Source organism: Paractinoplanes rhizophilus, assembly GCF_042664765.1.
Taxonomy (GTDB): Bacteria; Actinomycetota; Actinomycetes; order Mycobacteriales; family Micromonosporaceae; genus Actinoplanes; species Actinoplanes rhizophilus.
The window spans coordinates 128434-144506 of the sequence record NZ_JBHTBJ010000017.1; the positions used below are offsets into that span (position 1 = coordinate 128434).

Consider the following 16073-nt stretch of genomic DNA (forward strand, 5'->3'; position numbering starts at 1 on the left):
CGGGAGGGTGCCTACGATGGTTCGGCAGACTGTCTAGGGGAGCGCTGACCCGTGTCGATTATGGAAAAGGTCCTACGCGCCGGCGAAGGCCGCATGGTGCGCCGGCTCAAGGCGATCGCGGACGCGGTCAACTCGATCGAGGAAGACTACGTCGATCTGACCGACGACGAGTTGCGCGAGTGCACCGAGCAGTTCAAGGAGCGATACGCGGACGGCGAGTCTCTCGACTCCCTGCTTCCCGAGGCCTTCGCGGTGGCTCGGGAGGGCGCCAAGCGGGTGCTCGGGCAGCGGGCGTACGACGTGCAGCTGATGGGCGGCGCCGCGCTGCACTTCGGCAACATCCCCGAGATGAAGACCGGTGAGGGCAAGACCCTGACCGGCGTGTTCCCGGCCTACCTCAACGCGTTGAGCGGCAAGGGCGTGCACATCATCACGGTCAACGACTACCTCGCCCAGCGCGACGCCGAGTGGGTCGGCCGGGTGCACGTGTTCCTGGGCCTCACCGTCGGGGTGATCCTGCCCAACCGGCCGTCCGCCGAGCACCGCGCGGCGTACGAGTGCGACATCACGTACGGGACGAACAACGAGTTCGGCTTCGACTACCTGCGCGACAACATGGCGTGGTCGAAGGACGAGCTGGTCCAGCGCGGCCACCACTTCGCGATCGTCGACGAGGTCGACTCGATCCTGATCGACGAGGCCCGTACCCCGCTGATCATCTCGGGCCCGGCCGAGCACTCCGCCCGGTGGTATTCGGAGTTCGCCGCGATCGTCAGCCGCCTGCAGCGCGGCAAGGACGGCGAGGGCGACTACGAGGTCGACGAGGCCAAGCGCACGATCGCGGTCACCGAGCGGGGCGTCGCCCGCGTCGAGGACCGGCTCGGCATCGACAACCTGTACGAGTCGGTGAACACGCCGCTGGTCGGCTACCTGAACAACGCCATCAAGGCCAAGGAGCTCTACAAGCGCGACAAGGACTACATCGTCAACGAGGGCGGCGAGGTCCTGATCGTCGACGAGTTCACCGGCCGCATCCTGCACGGCCGCCGCTACAACGAGGGCATGCACCAGGCCATCGAGGCCAAGGAGGGCGTCGAGGTCAAGCAGGAGAACCAGACCCTGGCGACCATCACCCTGCAGAACTACTTCCGGCTCTACGAGAAGCTCGGCGGCATGACGGGTACGGCCCAGACCGAGGCCGGCGAGTTCAACAAGGTCTACAAGGTCGGCGTCGTGAGCATCCCGACCCACCGGCCGATGATCCGGATCGACCACCCCGACGTCATCTACAAGACCGAGAAGGCGAAGTTCAACGCGGTCATCGAGGACATCGCCGAGCGGCACGCCACGGGCCAGCCGGTGCTGGTCGGCACGGTCTCGGTGGAGAACTCCGAGATCCTCTCCCAGCTGCTGCGCCGCCGCGGCATCCCGCACAGCGTGCTGAACGCCAAGTTCCACGCCCAGGAGGCCACGATCATCGCGCAGGCCGGCCGCAAGGGCGGCGTCACGGTCGCGACGAACATGGCCGGCCGTGGCACCGACATCCTGCTCGGCGGCAACCCCGAGTTCCTCGCCTCGGCCGAGCTGCACCAGCGCGGGCTCGACCCGGTGGAGAGCCCGGAGGAGTACGCGAAGGCGCTCGAGGAGGTCCTCCCGGCGTGGAAGGAGGCCTGCGACGCCGAGGCCGAGGAGGTCATCGCGGCCGGCGGGCTCTACGTGCTCGGCACCGAGCGGCACGACTCCCGGCGCATCGACAACCAGCTCCGCGGCCGCTCCGGCCGGCAGGGCGACCCGGGCGAGTCCCGGTTCTACCTGTCGCTGCAGGACGACCTGATGAAGCGGTTCCGGGCCGGTGCGGTCGAGGCGGTCATGGAGCGCTTCAACATCCCCGAGGACGTGCCGATCGAGTCCAAGATGGTGACCCGGCAGATCCGCAGCGCGCAGACCCAGATCGAGGGCCAGAACGCCGAGATCCGCAAGAACGTGCTGAAGTACGACGAGGTGCTCAACAAGCAGCGCCAGGTCATCTACGCCGAGCGCCGGCGCGTGCTCGACGGCGAGGACATGCACGAGCAGATCAAGAGCATGATCGACGACGTGGTCGGCGACTACGTGCACGCGGCCACGGCCGACGGCTACGCCGAGGACTGGGACCTCGAGCAGCTCTGGACCAACCTGCGCCGCCTCTACCCGGTCGGCGTCACCATCGACGACATCGTCGAGGAGTCCGGCGGCGAGCCGAGCGCGATCGACCAGGAGTTCCTGACCCAGCAGCTCAAGGACGACGCGGCCGCGGCGTACGCCGCGCGCGAGGAAGAGCTCGGCGTCGACGCGATGCGCGAGCTCGAGCGGCAGGTGCTGCTCGCCGTCATCGACCGCAAGTGGCGCGAGCACCTGTACGAGATGGACTACCTCCAGGAGGGCATCAGCCTGCGGGCGTACGCCCAGCGCGACCCGGTGGTGGAGTACCAGCGCGAGGGCTTCGACATGTTCAACCAGATGATGGAGGGCATCAAGGAGGAGGCGGTCGGTTTCGTCTTCAACCTCGAGGTCCAGGTCGAGGAGGCCCCCACCGTCACGGTCGACCCGAGCAAGGCGGTGCCGCTGGCGGCCGTCGGCGCGGCCGGCGAAGAGAACATGACCGAGTCGGACCGCGTCGAGGTGCGTGCCAAGGGGCTGGGCGGCGTGCGCCGCCCGCAGAACCTGCAATACACGGCGCCGGCCATCGACGGCGCGGCGGGGGACGGGTCGCCGGCGATCCAGCAGCAGGCGGCGCCCGCCCTGGGCATCGGGCCCGGCGGGTCGCCGGTGCCGGCGTCGCCGGCCCACACGCCGGCCAACGGCCGGGGCGGCCGCGGCGCCGCTCGGGGCGGGGAGTCGGGCGGTCCCTCGCGGAACGCGCCCTGCTACTGCGGCTCGGGCAAGAAGTACAAGCGCTGCCACGGCGCGCCCGGGGCTGCCTGATCCCGGTTTGACGTACGGCCCGTCGGCGTTGCCCGGCGGGCCGTCGTTGTCTCGGCCGCCGTTGCCGATCCCCCTTGAAGCTTGCGGCGCGTCGCGGCATTCGAAGGCAAACGGTGGCAAGCTAAGGCCGTGGAGCCCAGATTCTTGCTTCTGTCGGACGTGGCGACCGAGCTGAACGTGTCCGACTCGCAGGTCTACCACATGGTGCGAAGCGGCGAGCTCCCCGCGATCAAGATCGGCGGCCGCGGCCAGTGGCGGGTGGAGCGGTCCAAGCTGGAGGAGTACATCCAGCAGAAGTACGCGGAAACCGCCGAATGGGTCCGCGGAAATCCCCTCACCGAGCGCGAGCCCGACTGATCTAGCGCCCGGAATGGGCCTCTTCCCGCATCGGTGGTGCTCTTGGAACCGCGCGTTGACGGTCCGTTGCGCCCTCTGCTCGAATGGCTGTCGAAGGCAAACGTAGGTAAACGCAAAGATGTGCGGCCTGACGGAACGGGGTGTGGGTGATGAGGCGGACTGTGGAGATCGCTCCGGAGGGGGCGCGGGCCTCGATCAGCCTGCGCCCGGTTCCGCCGTGCGAGCCGCCGTTCGACGACGAGATCGAGCCGTTGGCGTGGGTTTCCGCCCATCAGCTCGCGCTCGACTGGTCGCGGCCGGCGCTCCTGCGGGCGGCCGTGGCCGCTTCCGAGGCGCTCACCGCGCCGGCTGGCGGGTCGTCTTCCGGGTCGGGTGATGGCCCGGCTTCCTTGCCGGCCGGGGTGGCGCCTTTCGGGGCGGCGGTCGGCGGGTCGCCCGCGCCTCCGGTGGCGGAGGCCTCGCACGACGCCAGGCTCGCGGTGCATCACTTCGTCCGGGCGTGCGTCGAGGTGCTCAACGGGCATCGGCCGCCGGCGCACCTGCGGCGTCTGTCCGTGCCGGCCGTCGCGTCGGCGGTGGTCACTCAGGCCTTGATCGGGGCGCGGCGGGTGGCCCACCTCCGCAAGGCTGGTCCGGGCCGGCGGAGCTCCCGGCGGCCGTCGCCGGTGGCGGTGATCAGGCTGCGGATGTGCGAGCCGCGGCCGGGAGTGGTGGAGGCCGCGGTGGCGCTGGTGACGGGGGAGCGCACGTGGGCGATGGCGCTGCGGATGGAGCTGCACCAGGACGCATGGTCCGCGACGATCCTGCGCCTGATCTGACGGACGTGCGGCGCCGCTGGCGGTCGTGTGTGGCCGAAACCCCCGAGGCGCCCGCCGTGCGGTCGAGGCCGGCGGGCGTCTCGGGCTAATGCTGGGCGGGCTGGGGCTGGGTGGGCTGCGGAACGGCGCCCTCGGCGATCGAGCGGGTCGGGAGGGGGCTGGAGTAGACGACGCTGGTGGTCACCGGGCCCAGGCCGCCGATGCGGCCGGTCACCTCTTCGAGGTGGCGCATCGAGCGGGCCAGGACCTTGAGGACGAAGCAGTCCTCGCCGGTGACGTGGTGGGCCTCGACGATCTCGGGCGTGGTGCCGAGCATGGCGTGGAACGGCCGGTAGTTGCCGGTGGGGTAGCGCAGGCGGACGAAGGCCATGACGGTGAGGCCGATCCGCTCGGGATTGATCGTCGCCTGATAGCCGGCGATCACCCCGGACTCCTCGAGGCGGTGGATGCGCTCGGCCACGGCGCTCGCGGACATCGAGACGGCGCGGGCCAGCTCGGCGTACGTGGCGCGGCCGTCGCGCTGCAGCTCGGCGAGGAGCCGCCAATCCGTACGATCGAGGGGGAAGTCCACGGTCATGGCGGCAATGTACCGGGATTTCCTCGGCAATTGCTGGGAGCCGCCGTGGAATGTGCATGTTCCGCACCACGACGCGGCCGTAGCGTCTTCGGCATGTCGATGACTTCCGCATTCACCAGCGCGAACGTGGGCCCGGCCACCCGGAACGAGCCCGGCCGGGCGGCCGCCTTCTTCGCGGGCCGGCTCGAGTTCCAGACCGACGTGTCCGACGTGCGGGCCGGGCTGCTCGACGCGGCGCCGGGGTTCGTGCTGATCGACACGCGGAGCCGGGCGGCCTGGGAGCAGGGGCACATCCCGGGCGCGGTGCACCTGCCGACGGCCGAGATCCCGGCGCGGGCGGGGGAACTGCTCGACCCGGCGACGCCGGTGGTCACCTACTGCTGGGGGCCGGGCTGCAACGGGTCGACCCGGGCGGCGCTCGCCCTGGCGCTCGCGGGGTACTCGGTGAAGGAGATGATCGGCGGAGTGGAGTACTGGGTGCGCGAAGGGCTGCCCCTGCGTACGCGTGCGGGTGAGGTCGTGGCCGACGCCGACCCGCTCACCGTGCCGGTCGCGGCGATCGATTGCGGCTGCTGAAGCCCCGGCGCGGCACGATCCGGACACGACTGGTGGAATGGGCCTTCCGGGCGCCGCGACAGCGGTGTACTACGGGGACGGTCTGAACCGCTGGAGGAGACGTGCCGATCACCGAGCTGGTCCGGGTGTACGTGCCGGCCACCGTGCCCATGCTCGCGGCCCTGCGCGCCTCCGGAAAGCTGGGCGGCGACGGCATGGTGGCGCACGCGGTCACCCCGGCCCTCCGCGAGTGGTATGCGGAGGGCGACGAGGAGGAGCTGGAGTACGTGGCGTTCACCCGGGCCGCGCAGGGCGCGCTGCAACTGCTGCGGCACGATCCGGAGGCGCCGCGGCGGCGGGTGGTGGTCTCGGCCGACGTGCCGGCCACGTCGCTGGTGCGTGAGGACGTCGAGCTCGGATCCAGCACGGTCCGGCTGCCGCAGCCGATCTCGCTCACCGAGGTGGCGTCGATCCACGTGGACAGCGCGGACGCGGCCGAGCAGGTGGCCGCGGCGGCCGACGTGGTCGAGGAGGCGCTCGCGGGCGATCCCGACGCACAGTTCACCGTCGACGGCGCCGAGGATCACGAACTGGAGTGGTACGCGGTCTCCGAACTCGACGACCTCGCCTGAGAGCCGGGACCGCCTACTCGGTAGTCGCGGAGGTGGCGCTGGCCGACGGCTCGGCCTCCGGCGCCGCCTTCGCTTTCGGCGCGGCCTTGGGCGTGGGCGCGGCCGTCGAATCGGGCTCGGCGTCGGCGGCGGGACGGATCGTGCGGCCGACCGCGATCGTCGCGCTGATGGCGCCGACGAACAGGACGATCAGGGCGCTGTTGAAGCGGGCGCCGCTCAGCATCCGCTGGACCGTGAGCTCGAGCTCGCTGACCCGGCCCGCCAGCTCCAGCACCCGCGACCCGGCCGTCCGGGTCAGGCCCTCGCCGACGGTCAGCAACAGGCCGGGACCGGCGCCGGCCAGCGCGTACAGCGGCCAGGAGACGTCGCCGGCCGGCGCGCGGCGGCGGGAACGCCGCAATACCCCGTACGCGATCAGGCCGGCCGCCAAGCCGGACAGAAACGACTGGAGGAACGTGAACCATTGCGCGGCATTTGCCTGCGACGCCTGGGAGCCGCCGGAGCCCAGGGCGCGCAGCACCGGGTTCTGGAAGATGTTGAGCAGGAAGCCGACCACGAACACCCCGATCGCGGCCCAGCACACCGCGGTCAGCACGCGCGGCTGACGGAAGCCGGCCAGCGCCCCGCCGATGGTGGCGGCCGCGGCGATCGTGCCGCCGACGACCGCGTAGATCCAGCCCTCGGTGTTGATCGTGATGACGGTGAGGGCGCCGAGCAGGCCGAGCGCCAGGCCGGCGCCGGTGGTGACGGCGAAGCGCAACGTGGACCCGAGGTCGCGGCGCCGGGTGAGCAGCGTGATCAGGGCGAGCGCGACGGCCGCGCCGGTGACCAGCGCCGCGGTGACCGCGCCGGGCAACGCGTACGCCGTCGACGTCACCTCCATCTCGGCGTCGGCCCGGCCGGTGATGGTGGCGCGCGCCGACCAGAGCATGGCGGTCATCCAGATCAGCGCGGCGAGCGCGAGGAGAAGACCGTTCGACGAGGGGCGCTCGGCGTCCGGAGTCCTGTCCTGGGCACTCATGAGGCACAGGGTACGCGGTGCGACGACGAGGCTTCCGCCCCCGGTTGCCGGGGCCGCCGGGCACGTGCCGCCACGCCCGGCTGGGGTAGTTGTGTCGATTTCGGAGCCGTCGCGCGCTTTGCCGGCGGCGGCTCGTCCGTTTTCCGCCAGTTATCGCCCGGCATCGCCGTCTGACCGGTTTGCTAGAGCCATTTTAGCTGGTCAGACTCGTGCTCGCCGGTTAAACGCGCCGTCTCGACCCTCGTGGTCGGACTGTCTGTGCGGGACAGTCGTTTGTGGAGACGCAAACTGGACGGATCGGGCGAAATCCTGGACGTGGGCGCGACAAAGTGGCAGCTTAGAAGGCATGCCCGACACTCAAATCAATCCCACGGCTGCCGCTCTGCTCGGCCTGCTTCACGAGGGGCCGATGACCGGCGGACAGCTCATGGCGGCTGCCGAACGCCGCCTCGGGCCCTACTGGTCGATGACGCGGAGCCAGGTCTACCGCGAATTGCCGGTTCTTGCCGATATGGGGTACGTCCGACTCGGCAAGCCCGGACCCCGTTCCAGCCAGCCCTATGCCATCACCGCCGCCGGCAAGCGCGCCTTCAGCCGGTGGCTCGCCGAGGCCCCCGGCCGCGACGCACTGCGCAACCCCGTCGCCCTTCGGGTCGCCTTCGGCGAGCAGCATGCCGGTGGCCAGCTGCAATCGCTCTACACCGAAGCCAGCGAGTACCACTCGGAGGCCCTGGCGATGGCCAAGGAACAGGCGAAGGAGGCGAAGAAGAACGGCGACGCGTACGGCTCGGCCGCCCTCGAGTTCGCCGTCGCCTACCACAAGGCCGCGCTGAGCTGGCTGAAGACCGCGCCGGCGAATTGATGGGCGAAGCACACCGCCCGGCCGGAACGCCGGCCGGGCGGCGTAGTCTTGGGTGTCGTGACCGCTGCCGACTTTGCTGAGCAACTCAAGGCGTTAGACGCCACCCTGCGCAACATCGAGAACGTCCTGGACGTCGACAAGTTGCGCCGGGACAAGGCTGAGCTGGAGGAGCAGGCCTCCGCGCCCGACCTGTGGGACGACCAGGCGCGCGCGCAGGAGGTCAACAGCCGGCTGTCGTACATCTCGGGCGAGATCAGCCGGATCGAGCGGCTGCGCTCCCGGCTGGACGACGCCGGCCTGCTGCTCGAGATGGCCCAGGACGAGAGCGATCAGGGCTCGATCGACGAGGTGGGCGACGAGATCGTCGCGCTCGGCAAGGCCATCGAGGAGATGGAGGTCCGCACCCTGCTCTCCGGCGAGTACGACTCCCGTGAGGCGGTGGTGGCCATCCGGGCCGGCGCCGGCGGGGTGGACGCGGCCGATTTCGCCGAGATGCTGATGCGGATGTATCTGCGGTGGGCCGAGCGGCACGGCTACCCGACCGAGGTCTACGACACGTCGTACGCGGAGGAGGCCGGACTCAAGTCCGCGACCTTCGCCGTCAAGGTGCCGTACGCGTACGGCACACTCAGCGTCGAGTCCGGCACCCACCGCCTGGTGCGGATCAGCCCGTTCGACAACCAGGGCCGGCGGCAGACGAGCTTCGCGGGCGTCGAGGTGATGCCGGTGGTCGAGCAGACCGACCACATCGACATCCCGGAGAACGAGATCCGGGTCGACGTCTACCGCTCGTCGGGGCCGGGTGGACAGAGCGTCAACACTACGGACAGTGCGGTCCGACTCACCCACATCCCGACCGGGATCGTGGTGACGTGTCAGAACGAGAAGTCCCAGTTGCAGAACAAAGCGTCCGCTATGCGAGTTCTGCAGGCTCGGTTGCTGGAGCGCAAGCGTCAGGAGGAAGAGGCCAAGCTCGCGGGCCTCAAGCAGGACACCACCGGCTCGTGGGGCGACCAGATGCGCTCGTACGTCCTGCATCCGTATCAGATGGTGAAGGATCTGCGCACCGAGCAGGAGACGGGCAACCCGTCCGCGGTGTTCGACGGCGAATTGGACGAGTTCATCGAGGCCGGGATCCGTTGGCGCAAGCAGAGCCAGGTCGCGGGCTGAGTGGAGATCCGCCACGGACGGCAACGGCGCCTGAGCGTTCGGTCAGGCGCCGGGCCCGGAAACGCCTGTTCCCGCATGGCCGGTGCAGATTGGCGTACCCGCCGGGGTTGGCGTTTTCGTTACACCGCGTAGACTGCGTTCCCGTGATTCAGCTCGAGAACGTGACGAAGACGTACCCCAAGGCGTCTCGCCCGTCGCTGGACGACGTGAGCGTGGGCATCGAGAAGGGTGAGTTCGTCTTCTTCATCGGTCCCTCCGGTTCCGGCAAGTCGACGATCATCAAGCTGCTGCTGCACGAGGTCACCCCCACGCGCGGCAAGGTCGTGGTGAACGCCAAGGACGTGACGACGCTCAGGTCGTGGAAGGTTCCGCACTTCCGCCGCTCGATCGGGTGCGTGTTCCAGGACTTCCGCCTGCTCCCCAACCGCACCGCGTACGAGAATGTCGCCTTCGCCCTCGAGGTGATCGGCAAGACCAAGGCCGTGGCCCGCCGGGTCGTGCCCGAGGTCCTGGAGCTGGTCGGCCTCGGCGGCAAGGAGCACCGCTACCCGCACGAGCTCTCCGGTGGTGAGCAGCAGCGGGTGGCCGTGGCCCGGGCCTTCGTCAACCGTCCCCTGATCCTGCTGGCCGACGAGCCCACCGGAAACCTCGACCCGGACACCTCGATCGAGATCATGCGTCTGCTGGACCGGATCAACCGGACCGGCACGACGGTCGTGATGGTCACGCACGACTCCAACATCGTCAACCAGATGCGCCGCCGAGTCATCGAGATCGAGAGCGGACGGATCGTCCGCGACCAGGCCCGTGGCGTCTACGGCTGAGTTCGCCCGCGGCTCCGTTGCCGAATCCCCGACCCCCGAATTCGCGGGACGCGGAGTCCCGGAAGGAAACCCCCGATGCGTTTGAAGTACGTGCTCAACGAGGTCCTGGTGGGCCTGTGGCGGAACGTCACGATGACGGTCGCCATGATCATCACCATGTCGGTCTCGCTGTTCATGCTGGGCGCCAGTGTGCTGCTGTACATGCAGGTCGACCAGATGAAGAACTACTACTACGGCGAGATCGAGGTTTCCATCTTCCTGCGGCCGGACGTCACGCCGGCCCAGCGGCAAGCCATCGACCAGGCCATCTCCGGCAACCCGCTGGTCGCCGACAAGACGTACGAGACGCAGAAGCAGGCGTTCGAGCGCTTCCAGGCGCTCTGGGCGGACTCGCCTGACTTCGTGAAGTCGGTCGGCCCGAACAGCCTGCCCGAGTCGTTCCGGGTCAAGCTCAAGGACCCGGAGGAGTACAAGACCTTCGCCGACCAGATGCAGGGCATGCAGGGCATTCAGGACATCATCGACCAGCGCACGCTGCTCGACAAGGTGTTCAACATCTTCAACGGCTTCCAATTCGGCGCCTTGGGGGTGGCGGCCTTCATGGCTGTCGCGGCGCTGCTCCTGGTCGGTAACACCATCCAGGTGGCGGCGTACAGCAAACGGCGAGAAGTCGCGGTGATGAAGCTTGTCGGCGCGTCCAACTGGTTCATCCAGGCGCCGTTCGTGCTGGAGGCGGTGGTGGCCGGCGTCATCGGCGCGGTCCTCGGCTTCATCGTGCTGTTCGTCGGCAAGGTGGTGCTGCTCGATCACAAGCTGCAGGCGCTCACGAGCATCCTGACGCCGGTGCACAACGGCAACGTGTGGCTGATGTTGCCCTTGCTGGCCGGCGTGGGCGCGGTGGTCAGCGCGGTGACCGCGTGGATCACGCTCCGCTTCTACCTCAAGGTCTGACGCTCTTCGCCCGCTACCGGACTGAAGCACACTCCTCGGCCGCGTTCCCATCACGGGAACGCGGCCGTTGGGCGATTTGGGCCATTATCCCCGGTACGGCGGGTACGGTGAGTCCCCGTGTGGTCCAAATGCCGACATAAGACCCTTCTGGCGATATGTGCGTGCTTGGTGAGCATGACGGTCGCTCCGTCCCCCGCTGTCGCCGACGCCGGGGACGCCGCTCGTGCCGCCCGCGCGGTGGACCGTGCTTCCGCCGTACTCGAAAATGCCACCGACCGGGCGCGAGCCGCCGCCCTCCGTCTCGAGGCAGCCACCGCGGCGATGCCCGCCGCCCGGCGGCGCGTCGCCACCTCCCGCGGCGCCGTCGCCGCCGCCATCACCGCGGCCAACACCGCCGGCCGCCGCGCCAACGCCGCCCGGGCCGCCTACGCCCGGATCGCAAGCCACTTCGAGCGGGCGCAGGCCGAGTTCGCCGACGCGCGGGAGCGGGTCGACCAGATCGCCCAGGCGACCTACATGGGCAGCACGTTCTCGCGAATCAACGTGCTCGTCGAGGCCACCGGGCCGGCCGACATCATGGACCGGCTCAGCCTCGTCGACCAGCTCATGCGCACCCAGCAGCAGGACGTCGACCGGCTGATCGCGGCCCGGCGCGACGCCCGCAGCGCGCAGGACCGGGCCGGGCTCGCCAAGCGGGAGGCCGAGGACGCCGAGGCGATCGCCCAGGGCAAGCTGATGGCGGCCCGGGACGCCCAGACCGCGGCGGTGCGCGCCCAGCAGGAGCTGGTGCATCTGACGGCGACCAGGAAGGCCGCGCTGCGCCTGGCCAACGCCCAGCGGAGCGCCGTCCTGGCCCGCTATCGGGCGGCGATCGTGGAGGAGCGGCGCATCCGCGCGGCGCTGCGCGGGTTCTCCATCAAGTCCGGCGGCGACGGCCGGTACGGCGGCGGGCGGCTGCTGATGCCGGTGCGGGGGTGGAAGAGCAGCGATTTCGGCAACCGATACGACCCGTACTACCGGGTCTGGCAGCTGCACGCCGGGACGGACTTCGCCGCTCCCGGCGGGGCGCCGATCCACGCGGCGGCGCCCGGGCACGTGATCCGGGCCGGGTGGAACGGCGGGTACGGCAACTACACCTGCATCAGCCACGGGCGGATCGGCGGGCAGGGCTTCCAGACCTGCTACGGCCACCAGTCGGCGATCCTCGTGCGGGTCGGCGAGTACGTGCATCGCGGCCAGGTGATCGGCCGGGTCGGGACCACGGGCGCGTCCACCGGCAACCACGTGCACTTCGAGACCCGCTTCGACGGGGTGCCCCGCAACCCGCTGCGATATCTGCCCGCATGCCTGTGCTAGTACTCTTGTAGGGTTGTCCACTCAACCTTTCCAAGGGGAGCAATGCCACGCGAACAGGGGCGTAAGGTCGTCGCTTCCAACCGCAAGGCCCGCCACGACTACAGCATCCTCGACACCTACGAGGCCGGCATGGCGCTCACCGGCACCGAGGTCAAGTCGCTGCGGGCCGGCCGCGCGTCGCTGACCGACTCGTTCGGCCAGGAGAGCGGCGGCGAGATCTATCTGCACGCCATGCACATCCCCGAGTACACCCAGGGGACCTGGACCAACCACGAGCCGCGGCGCATCCGCAAGCTGCTCCTGCACCGCGACGAGATCCGCAAGATCCAGGGCAAGCTGCGCGACGAGGGCATCACGCTGGTGCCACTCCAGGTCTACTTCCAGAACGGGTACGCGAAGGTCGAGCTCGCCCTCGCGCGGGGCAAGAAGAGCTACGACAAGCGCCAGGACCTGGCCACCCGCGACGCCCAGCGGGAGATCAGCCGCGCCCTGGGCCGACGCAACAAAGGTGCGGCCTGATCAGGTACTGTGCCGGGCGGCCCTAGATCACCGAAGGGGTGGCCCGCTTGCCCGCAAAGCACTCCGCGCGTCCGCTCGGTCCCGCCCGGATCGTTCTGAGCGCCGCCGCCGCCGTACTCGTCCTGCTGGTGGTCTGGATCGCCGTGCGGGCCGTCGGCCCGGCCGAGGCGACGCTGCAGCCGAAAGTCCAGCTGCCGACGATGCCGCAGGTGCCGATCGCGCCGTCGTCCTCCTCCGCCGCCCCGTCGCCGTCGCTCTCCCCGTCCGCCTCGCCGTCGTCGTCCCCTTCGCCCTCGAAATCCTTGTCGCCGTCCCGTTCGCGATCGCCCCGGCCCACCGCGACCTCACACTCGCCGGTGGCAGAGAAGACCTCCGCGTCGCGGCCGGCCGCGCCCAAGGACAACTTCTCGGTCACCGTGGGCCTCGCGGCCAGTTGGGAGGAGGGGTACGTGGGCGCGGTGCGGGTGCGGAACACCGGCCGGGCCGCGGCGTCTTGGACCGTCACGGTCAGCCACTCCGGCCAGGACAATCTGCGCCTGCTCGGCACGTGGAACGCCCGCGGCTCGCAGCGGGGCGACACCTTGACCTTCACCGGCGGCACGCTGGCCCCCGGCGCGTCCGTGACCTTCGGCTACCAGGTCAGCAAGGCCGGCCGGGGCAACGCCCGCCCGTCCGGCTGCTCCGTCGTGGGCGGCCGGTGTGTCGTGAGCTAAGATTGCCTGGCAACGTTCTGACCAGGGGGTGACTGGTTTCGACTTCGTGTGTGGAGACAGGGGAAGCGAGCCGAGGAAGCCGACGTCGTCTCGAGAATCGGTCGTCGGAAACCAATAAGCGCCGATAACAATCGCGCTGACTTCGCTCTCGCCGCCTGAGGCGAGTAGCGGGTCTGTCGGGCTGGGAGCACCTCCGTCCCAGATCTCCGGCATCAGCTAGGAGGTTGGTCAACCGGTCCCAGTCGTGAGGACCGCGCGACGAGATCAAACACGACTGGCCCCGTCATACCGACTTGCTCACATGATCGGTAGGGGCGAGTAGAGGCAGAGTGAGCTGCGCTCGGAGAAGCCCTGACGAAATAACGAAGGACCCGGGTTCGATTCCCGGCACCTCCACGAGACGGTGGGCGGCGTGTGTTCGCGGACGGCGCGAACCGCGCCGCCTCTTCATATCTGCTCCGGGGGTCGAGCCCCCGGATACCCCACGTTGCGGTTGTTGCGAAGGCTGTATCGTGCTCCATGGTCGTCCTCTTGCCTTCGCCGGGCGAGCGCCGAAGTGCGCATGGAGTTAAGGCCGACTGCGCACGATGACCGCTGCGGTCAGCATGGTCAGTCCGGCGATCAAGCACAACGCCGCTAGGGCTGCTAGAGCGATCGGCTTGTCGACGCCGCCGAACGAGACTGCGGTGAGGACGCCGCCGACCGAGGTCGCGAATCCGCCGCCCGACACGAGGGCCGCGCGGGCAACGGTGGAGCGGTGATCGGCGTCCTGATGGTGCGGCGGTTCAGGGCTGGCTGCGATGGCCATGTCGGACTCTCCTCGGAAACCGGGCTCGCGAAAGTTCGACACGGCGAACCACTGGCGGGCCGTCTCGTGTTCGCCGTGTCGCCGTTGATACTGCCTAACCCGGACGCCGATCACGGAGAGTCGCTTACCCCGCGGGGTCGTCGAGAGCGATTGCGCTGCCTCCAGCACCATGGCGGCTGAGCTGGCCTTTAAGCCAATGTTTGTGCAGTACGTCACAACGAGGTGGAGGATGCCCGTCAGCAGCAGATCGCAACGGACTGTAGTGGTACCAGCGGAAACACTCGCTGAGCGGGGGCCGAGCCCCGACGCCCCGCGGTGCGGTGGTTGCGCTCGGCGTTGGACGTTCTATGGCGCCGGAGCCGAGCAGTCCCGTCGCGGAAAGGGAGCACTGGACGCAAAGGCCCCGGGCCGAGCCCGTACACTCCGCGTGCGGTGGACGCAGTGGATTCGGCGGTTGCGCTCCTGACAGCGTGCCTGATCCGCGATACGGCGGTGTGGTGATCCCGGTTGGCTCGCCCCGGCTGTTTCAGGCAGCCAGCGTCTCGACGTCGTACTTCGGGATCTCGGCGTCTCTGGTCACTAGTGTCAGGTGCTCTACCTGCGCTTGGGCGATGAGCATCCGATCGAACGGATCCCTGTGGATGAGTGGAAGCCGCCCGGCGACGATGCCGTGCTCGGCAGTGATATTCAGATGCTGGAAGCCGCTGTCGCGGAGCCGTTCAGGGAGATCGGCCGGTTTGGCGAGCTTGCCGATCGATTGTTTGATGGCCACTTCCCAGATCGTTGCCGGGCTGATGTAGATGTCCGGTTCGTGGTCGAGCCGCTCTTTGATTTCGGCGGCGAGCGTTGGGTCGTCCGTAAGCCACCACAGCACGACGTGCGTGTCGAGGAGCAGGCTCATGCGAGTCCGAAGTCCCGTGCGATGGACTCATTTACTTCTGGGGAGTCCCAGTCGTCAGCCATGACGAGTTGGCCGGCGAGGGAGCCTCGCCCAACTCGATCGACCCTGCGGTTCAACGGGATCACCTTCGCGACCGGGGTGCCGGCCCGGCTGATGATGATCTCTTCGCCGTGCTCGACGCGGTCGATGATCCGCGAGAGGTTTGTCTTCGCATCGTGGATGTTGAACTGCGCAGCTGCCTCGGACATGGCGACCTCCTTAGCTAAGAGGTTAGTCCAGTGTCCGGTCGGCCAGCCAGTGCTGCGGAGCATACTGCGGAACCATGAGGTCGGAGAGATGCTCTCGGAGCCTCGTCAGTTCGACGGCAGGGTTCAAGTAAGCCGACAGCACCTCCACGGCATTGCGGCCCCCTGCTCGCGGAAAGCGCGAGCCGGGGGCCATTCCGGTATTCCGCTCCGGTGCGAGCCGCCGGTGTCGACCTCCATCGGTTGACACCGCCGACGGCGTTTGCGGCTGGTTCGCGAGGACGAGCCCCGTCGACTGCGGTCAAGGCCGGTAGCATTGAGGCAACAGAGGGCAGACCGCGGAGAGGTGCGAGTCGTGGAGCGTCGTGTGGTCGTGAAGCGTCATATGGTGACCAAAGACGCGGTCAAGCGATTCGCCGTCCGGTCGACCAGGGCATCGGCGCAGCTGGAACGCCGGGCGGTTCCGGCCGGCTACGTGCGCTCGGCGCAGGTCGAGCAACTCTTGGCCGAGCGCCAACCGCGGGCCTGATGTCGCTGACGCCGGGGTATGGTGAGACGCCCGTTCCCGACGATGACTTGGACTCGTTGCACCCGCGCATCCGTGACAGCCTGGGGGAGCCCGTCAGCAAGGCTGCCGTCTACGATCTCGAACAGGCCGTTCAGACGGGCGTTACGGAATTTGTCAAGTCAAATTGAGACGGTTTGTGCCTCGGTTGTTGGCTGGTTGATCCAGGCTTTTTCGGGGAGCTGGGGTGCGCGGGGCCGGCGGGTGAACCGGTCGGGGTGCTGCGCGTAGGCGG

General features: G+C 69.1%; 19 protein-coding genes and 1 other RNA gene. 14 read left to right on the plus strand and 6 right to left on the minus strand.

The window, feature by feature from the left end; translation table 11 throughout:
* Positions 1-51 precede the first annotated feature (51 nt).
* From secA to ACFQS1_RS22990, 3 genes are all read left to right on the plus strand, one after another.
* A complete protein-coding gene (gene secA / locus ACFQS1_RS22980) occupies positions 52-2964 on the plus strand; it encodes a preprotein translocase subunit SecA (protein WP_378971719.1) in 2913 nt (970 codons plus the stop codon).
* A 129-nt stretch (positions 2965-3093) separates the two neighbouring features.
* Positions 3094-3321, plus strand: coding sequence for a helix-turn-helix transcriptional regulator (locus tag ACFQS1_RS22985; RefSeq protein ID WP_378971723.1), 228 nt, complete (start codon positions 3094-3096; stop codon positions 3319-3321).
* Between the two features lie 149 nt (positions 3322-3470).
* Entirely contained in the window at positions 3471-4139 is a 669-nt protein-coding gene (locus ACFQS1_RS22990) for an Rv3235 family protein (RefSeq protein WP_378971725.1), read from the plus strand.
* Between the two features lie 85 nt (positions 4140-4224).
* Here the strand turns inward: ACFQS1_RS22990 and ACFQS1_RS22995 are convergent, their stop codons facing one another.
* Positions 4225-4716 (minus strand): Lrp/AsnC family transcriptional regulator, encoded by a 492-nt coding sequence (locus ACFQS1_RS22995; RefSeq protein WP_378971727.1) that lies wholly within the window; start codon positions 4714-4716, stop codon positions 4225-4227.
* Positions 4717-4815: 99 nt separating this feature from the next.
* Here ACFQS1_RS22995 and ACFQS1_RS23000 point away from each other — a divergent pair, with 99 nt between their 5' ends.
* Positions 4816-5292: a rhodanese-like domain-containing protein gene (locus tag ACFQS1_RS23000; RefSeq protein ID WP_378971771.1), complete on the plus strand. Its 477-nt coding sequence runs from the start codon at positions 4816-4818 to the stop codon at positions 5290-5292.
* 101 nt (positions 5293-5393) lie between these two features.
* The gene (locus ACFQS1_RS23005; RefSeq protein ID WP_378971729.1) at positions 5394-5903 is read left to right on the plus strand and encodes a DUF6912 family protein; all 510 of its coding nucleotides are present in this window, start codon (positions 5394-5396) and stop codon (positions 5901-5903) included.
* A gap of 13 nt (positions 5904-5916) precedes the next feature.
* Here ACFQS1_RS23005 and ACFQS1_RS23010 read toward each other — a convergent pair whose 3' ends face one another.
* Positions 5917-6924 (minus strand): hypothetical protein, encoded by a 1008-nt coding sequence (locus ACFQS1_RS23010; protein WP_378971731.1) that lies wholly within the window; start codon positions 6922-6924, stop codon positions 5917-5919.
* A 346-nt stretch (positions 6925-7270) separates the two neighbouring features.
* Here ACFQS1_RS23010 and ACFQS1_RS23015 point away from each other — a divergent pair, with 346 nt between their 5' ends.
* The 6 genes from ACFQS1_RS23015 to smpB all read left to right on the plus strand — a co-directional run bounded on the left by ACFQS1_RS23015 (position 7271) and on the right by smpB (position 12606).
* Positions 7271-7786 carry a PadR family transcriptional regulator gene (locus tag ACFQS1_RS23015; protein ID WP_378971733.1) on the plus strand — a complete coding sequence of 172 codons (516 nt, stop codon included), beginning with the start codon at positions 7271-7273 and terminating at the stop codon, positions 7784-7786.
* A 57-nt stretch (positions 7787-7843) separates the two neighbouring features.
* Positions 7844-8956, plus strand: coding sequence for a peptide chain release factor 2 (prfB, locus tag ACFQS1_RS23020; protein WP_378971735.1), 1113 nt, complete (start codon positions 7844-7846; stop codon positions 8954-8956).
* A 143-nt stretch (positions 8957-9099) separates the two neighbouring features.
* Positions 9100-9780, plus strand: a complete 681-nt coding sequence (gene ftsE, locus ACFQS1_RS23025) for a cell division ATP-binding protein FtsE (protein WP_378971737.1) — start codon at positions 9100-9102, stop codon at positions 9778-9780.
* A 75-nt stretch (positions 9781-9855) separates the two neighbouring features.
* The gene (gene ftsX / locus ACFQS1_RS23030; protein ID WP_378971740.1) at positions 9856-10731 is read left to right on the plus strand and encodes a permease-like cell division protein FtsX; all 876 of its coding nucleotides are present in this window, start codon (positions 9856-9858) and stop codon (positions 10729-10731) included.
* Between the two features lie 174 nt (positions 10732-10905).
* Positions 10906-12087: a M23 family metallopeptidase gene (locus ACFQS1_RS23035; protein WP_378971743.1), complete on the plus strand. Its 1182-nt coding sequence runs from the start codon at positions 10906-10908 to the stop codon at positions 12085-12087.
* A 42-nt stretch (positions 12088-12129) separates the two neighbouring features.
* Entirely contained in the window at positions 12130-12606 is a 477-nt protein-coding gene (gene smpB, locus ACFQS1_RS23040) for an SsrA-binding protein SmpB (protein ID WP_378971745.1), read from the plus strand.
* Positions 12607-12628: 22 nt separating this feature from the next.
* Here the strand turns inward: smpB and ACFQS1_RS23045 are convergent, their stop codons facing one another.
* The gene (locus ACFQS1_RS23045; protein WP_378971748.1) at positions 12629-12943 is read right to left on the minus strand and encodes a hypothetical protein; all 315 of its coding nucleotides are present in this window, start codon (positions 12941-12943) and stop codon (positions 12629-12631) included.
* Positions 12944-12962: 19 nt separating this feature from the next.
* Here ACFQS1_RS23045 and ACFQS1_RS23050 point away from each other — a divergent pair, with 19 nt between their 5' ends.
* Positions 12963-13319, plus strand: coding sequence for a cellulose binding domain-containing protein (locus ACFQS1_RS23050; protein WP_378971750.1), 357 nt, complete (start codon positions 12963-12965; stop codon positions 13317-13319).
* A 24-nt stretch (positions 13320-13343) separates the two neighbouring features.
* Positions 13344-13718, plus strand: a transfer-messenger RNA (tmRNA) gene (ssrA, locus tag ACFQS1_RS23055).
* Positions 13719-13887: 169 nt separating this feature from the next.
* Here the strand turns inward: ssrA and ACFQS1_RS23060 are convergent.
* The 3 genes from ACFQS1_RS23060 to ACFQS1_RS23070 all read right to left on the minus strand — a co-directional run bounded on the left by ACFQS1_RS23060 (position 13888) and on the right by ACFQS1_RS23070 (position 15276).
* Positions 13888-14127 carry a hypothetical protein gene (locus ACFQS1_RS23060; RefSeq protein WP_378971752.1) on the minus strand — a complete coding sequence of 80 codons (240 nt, stop codon included), beginning with the start codon at positions 14125-14127 and terminating at the stop codon, positions 13888-13890.
* Between the two features lie 526 nt (positions 14128-14653).
* Positions 14654-15028 (minus strand): type II toxin-antitoxin system VapC family toxin, encoded by a 375-nt coding sequence (locus ACFQS1_RS23065; RefSeq protein ID WP_378971755.1) that lies wholly within the window; start codon positions 15026-15028, stop codon positions 14654-14656.
* Positions 15025-15276: a type II toxin-antitoxin system Phd/YefM family antitoxin gene (locus ACFQS1_RS23070; RefSeq protein WP_378971757.1), complete on the minus strand. Its 252-nt coding sequence runs from the start codon at positions 15274-15276 to the stop codon at positions 15025-15027. The genes ACFQS1_RS23065 and ACFQS1_RS23070 overlap by 4 nt, the downstream gene beginning before the upstream one ends.
* 352 nt (positions 15277-15628) lie before the next feature.
* Here ACFQS1_RS23070 and ACFQS1_RS23075 point away from each other — a divergent pair, with 352 nt between their 5' ends.
* On the plus strand, positions 15629-15802 hold the full coding sequence (locus tag ACFQS1_RS23075) for a hypothetical protein (RefSeq protein ID WP_378971759.1): 174 nt from the start codon (positions 15629-15631) through the stop codon (positions 15800-15802).
* The last annotated feature ends 271 nt before the right edge of the window (positions 15803-16073 follow it).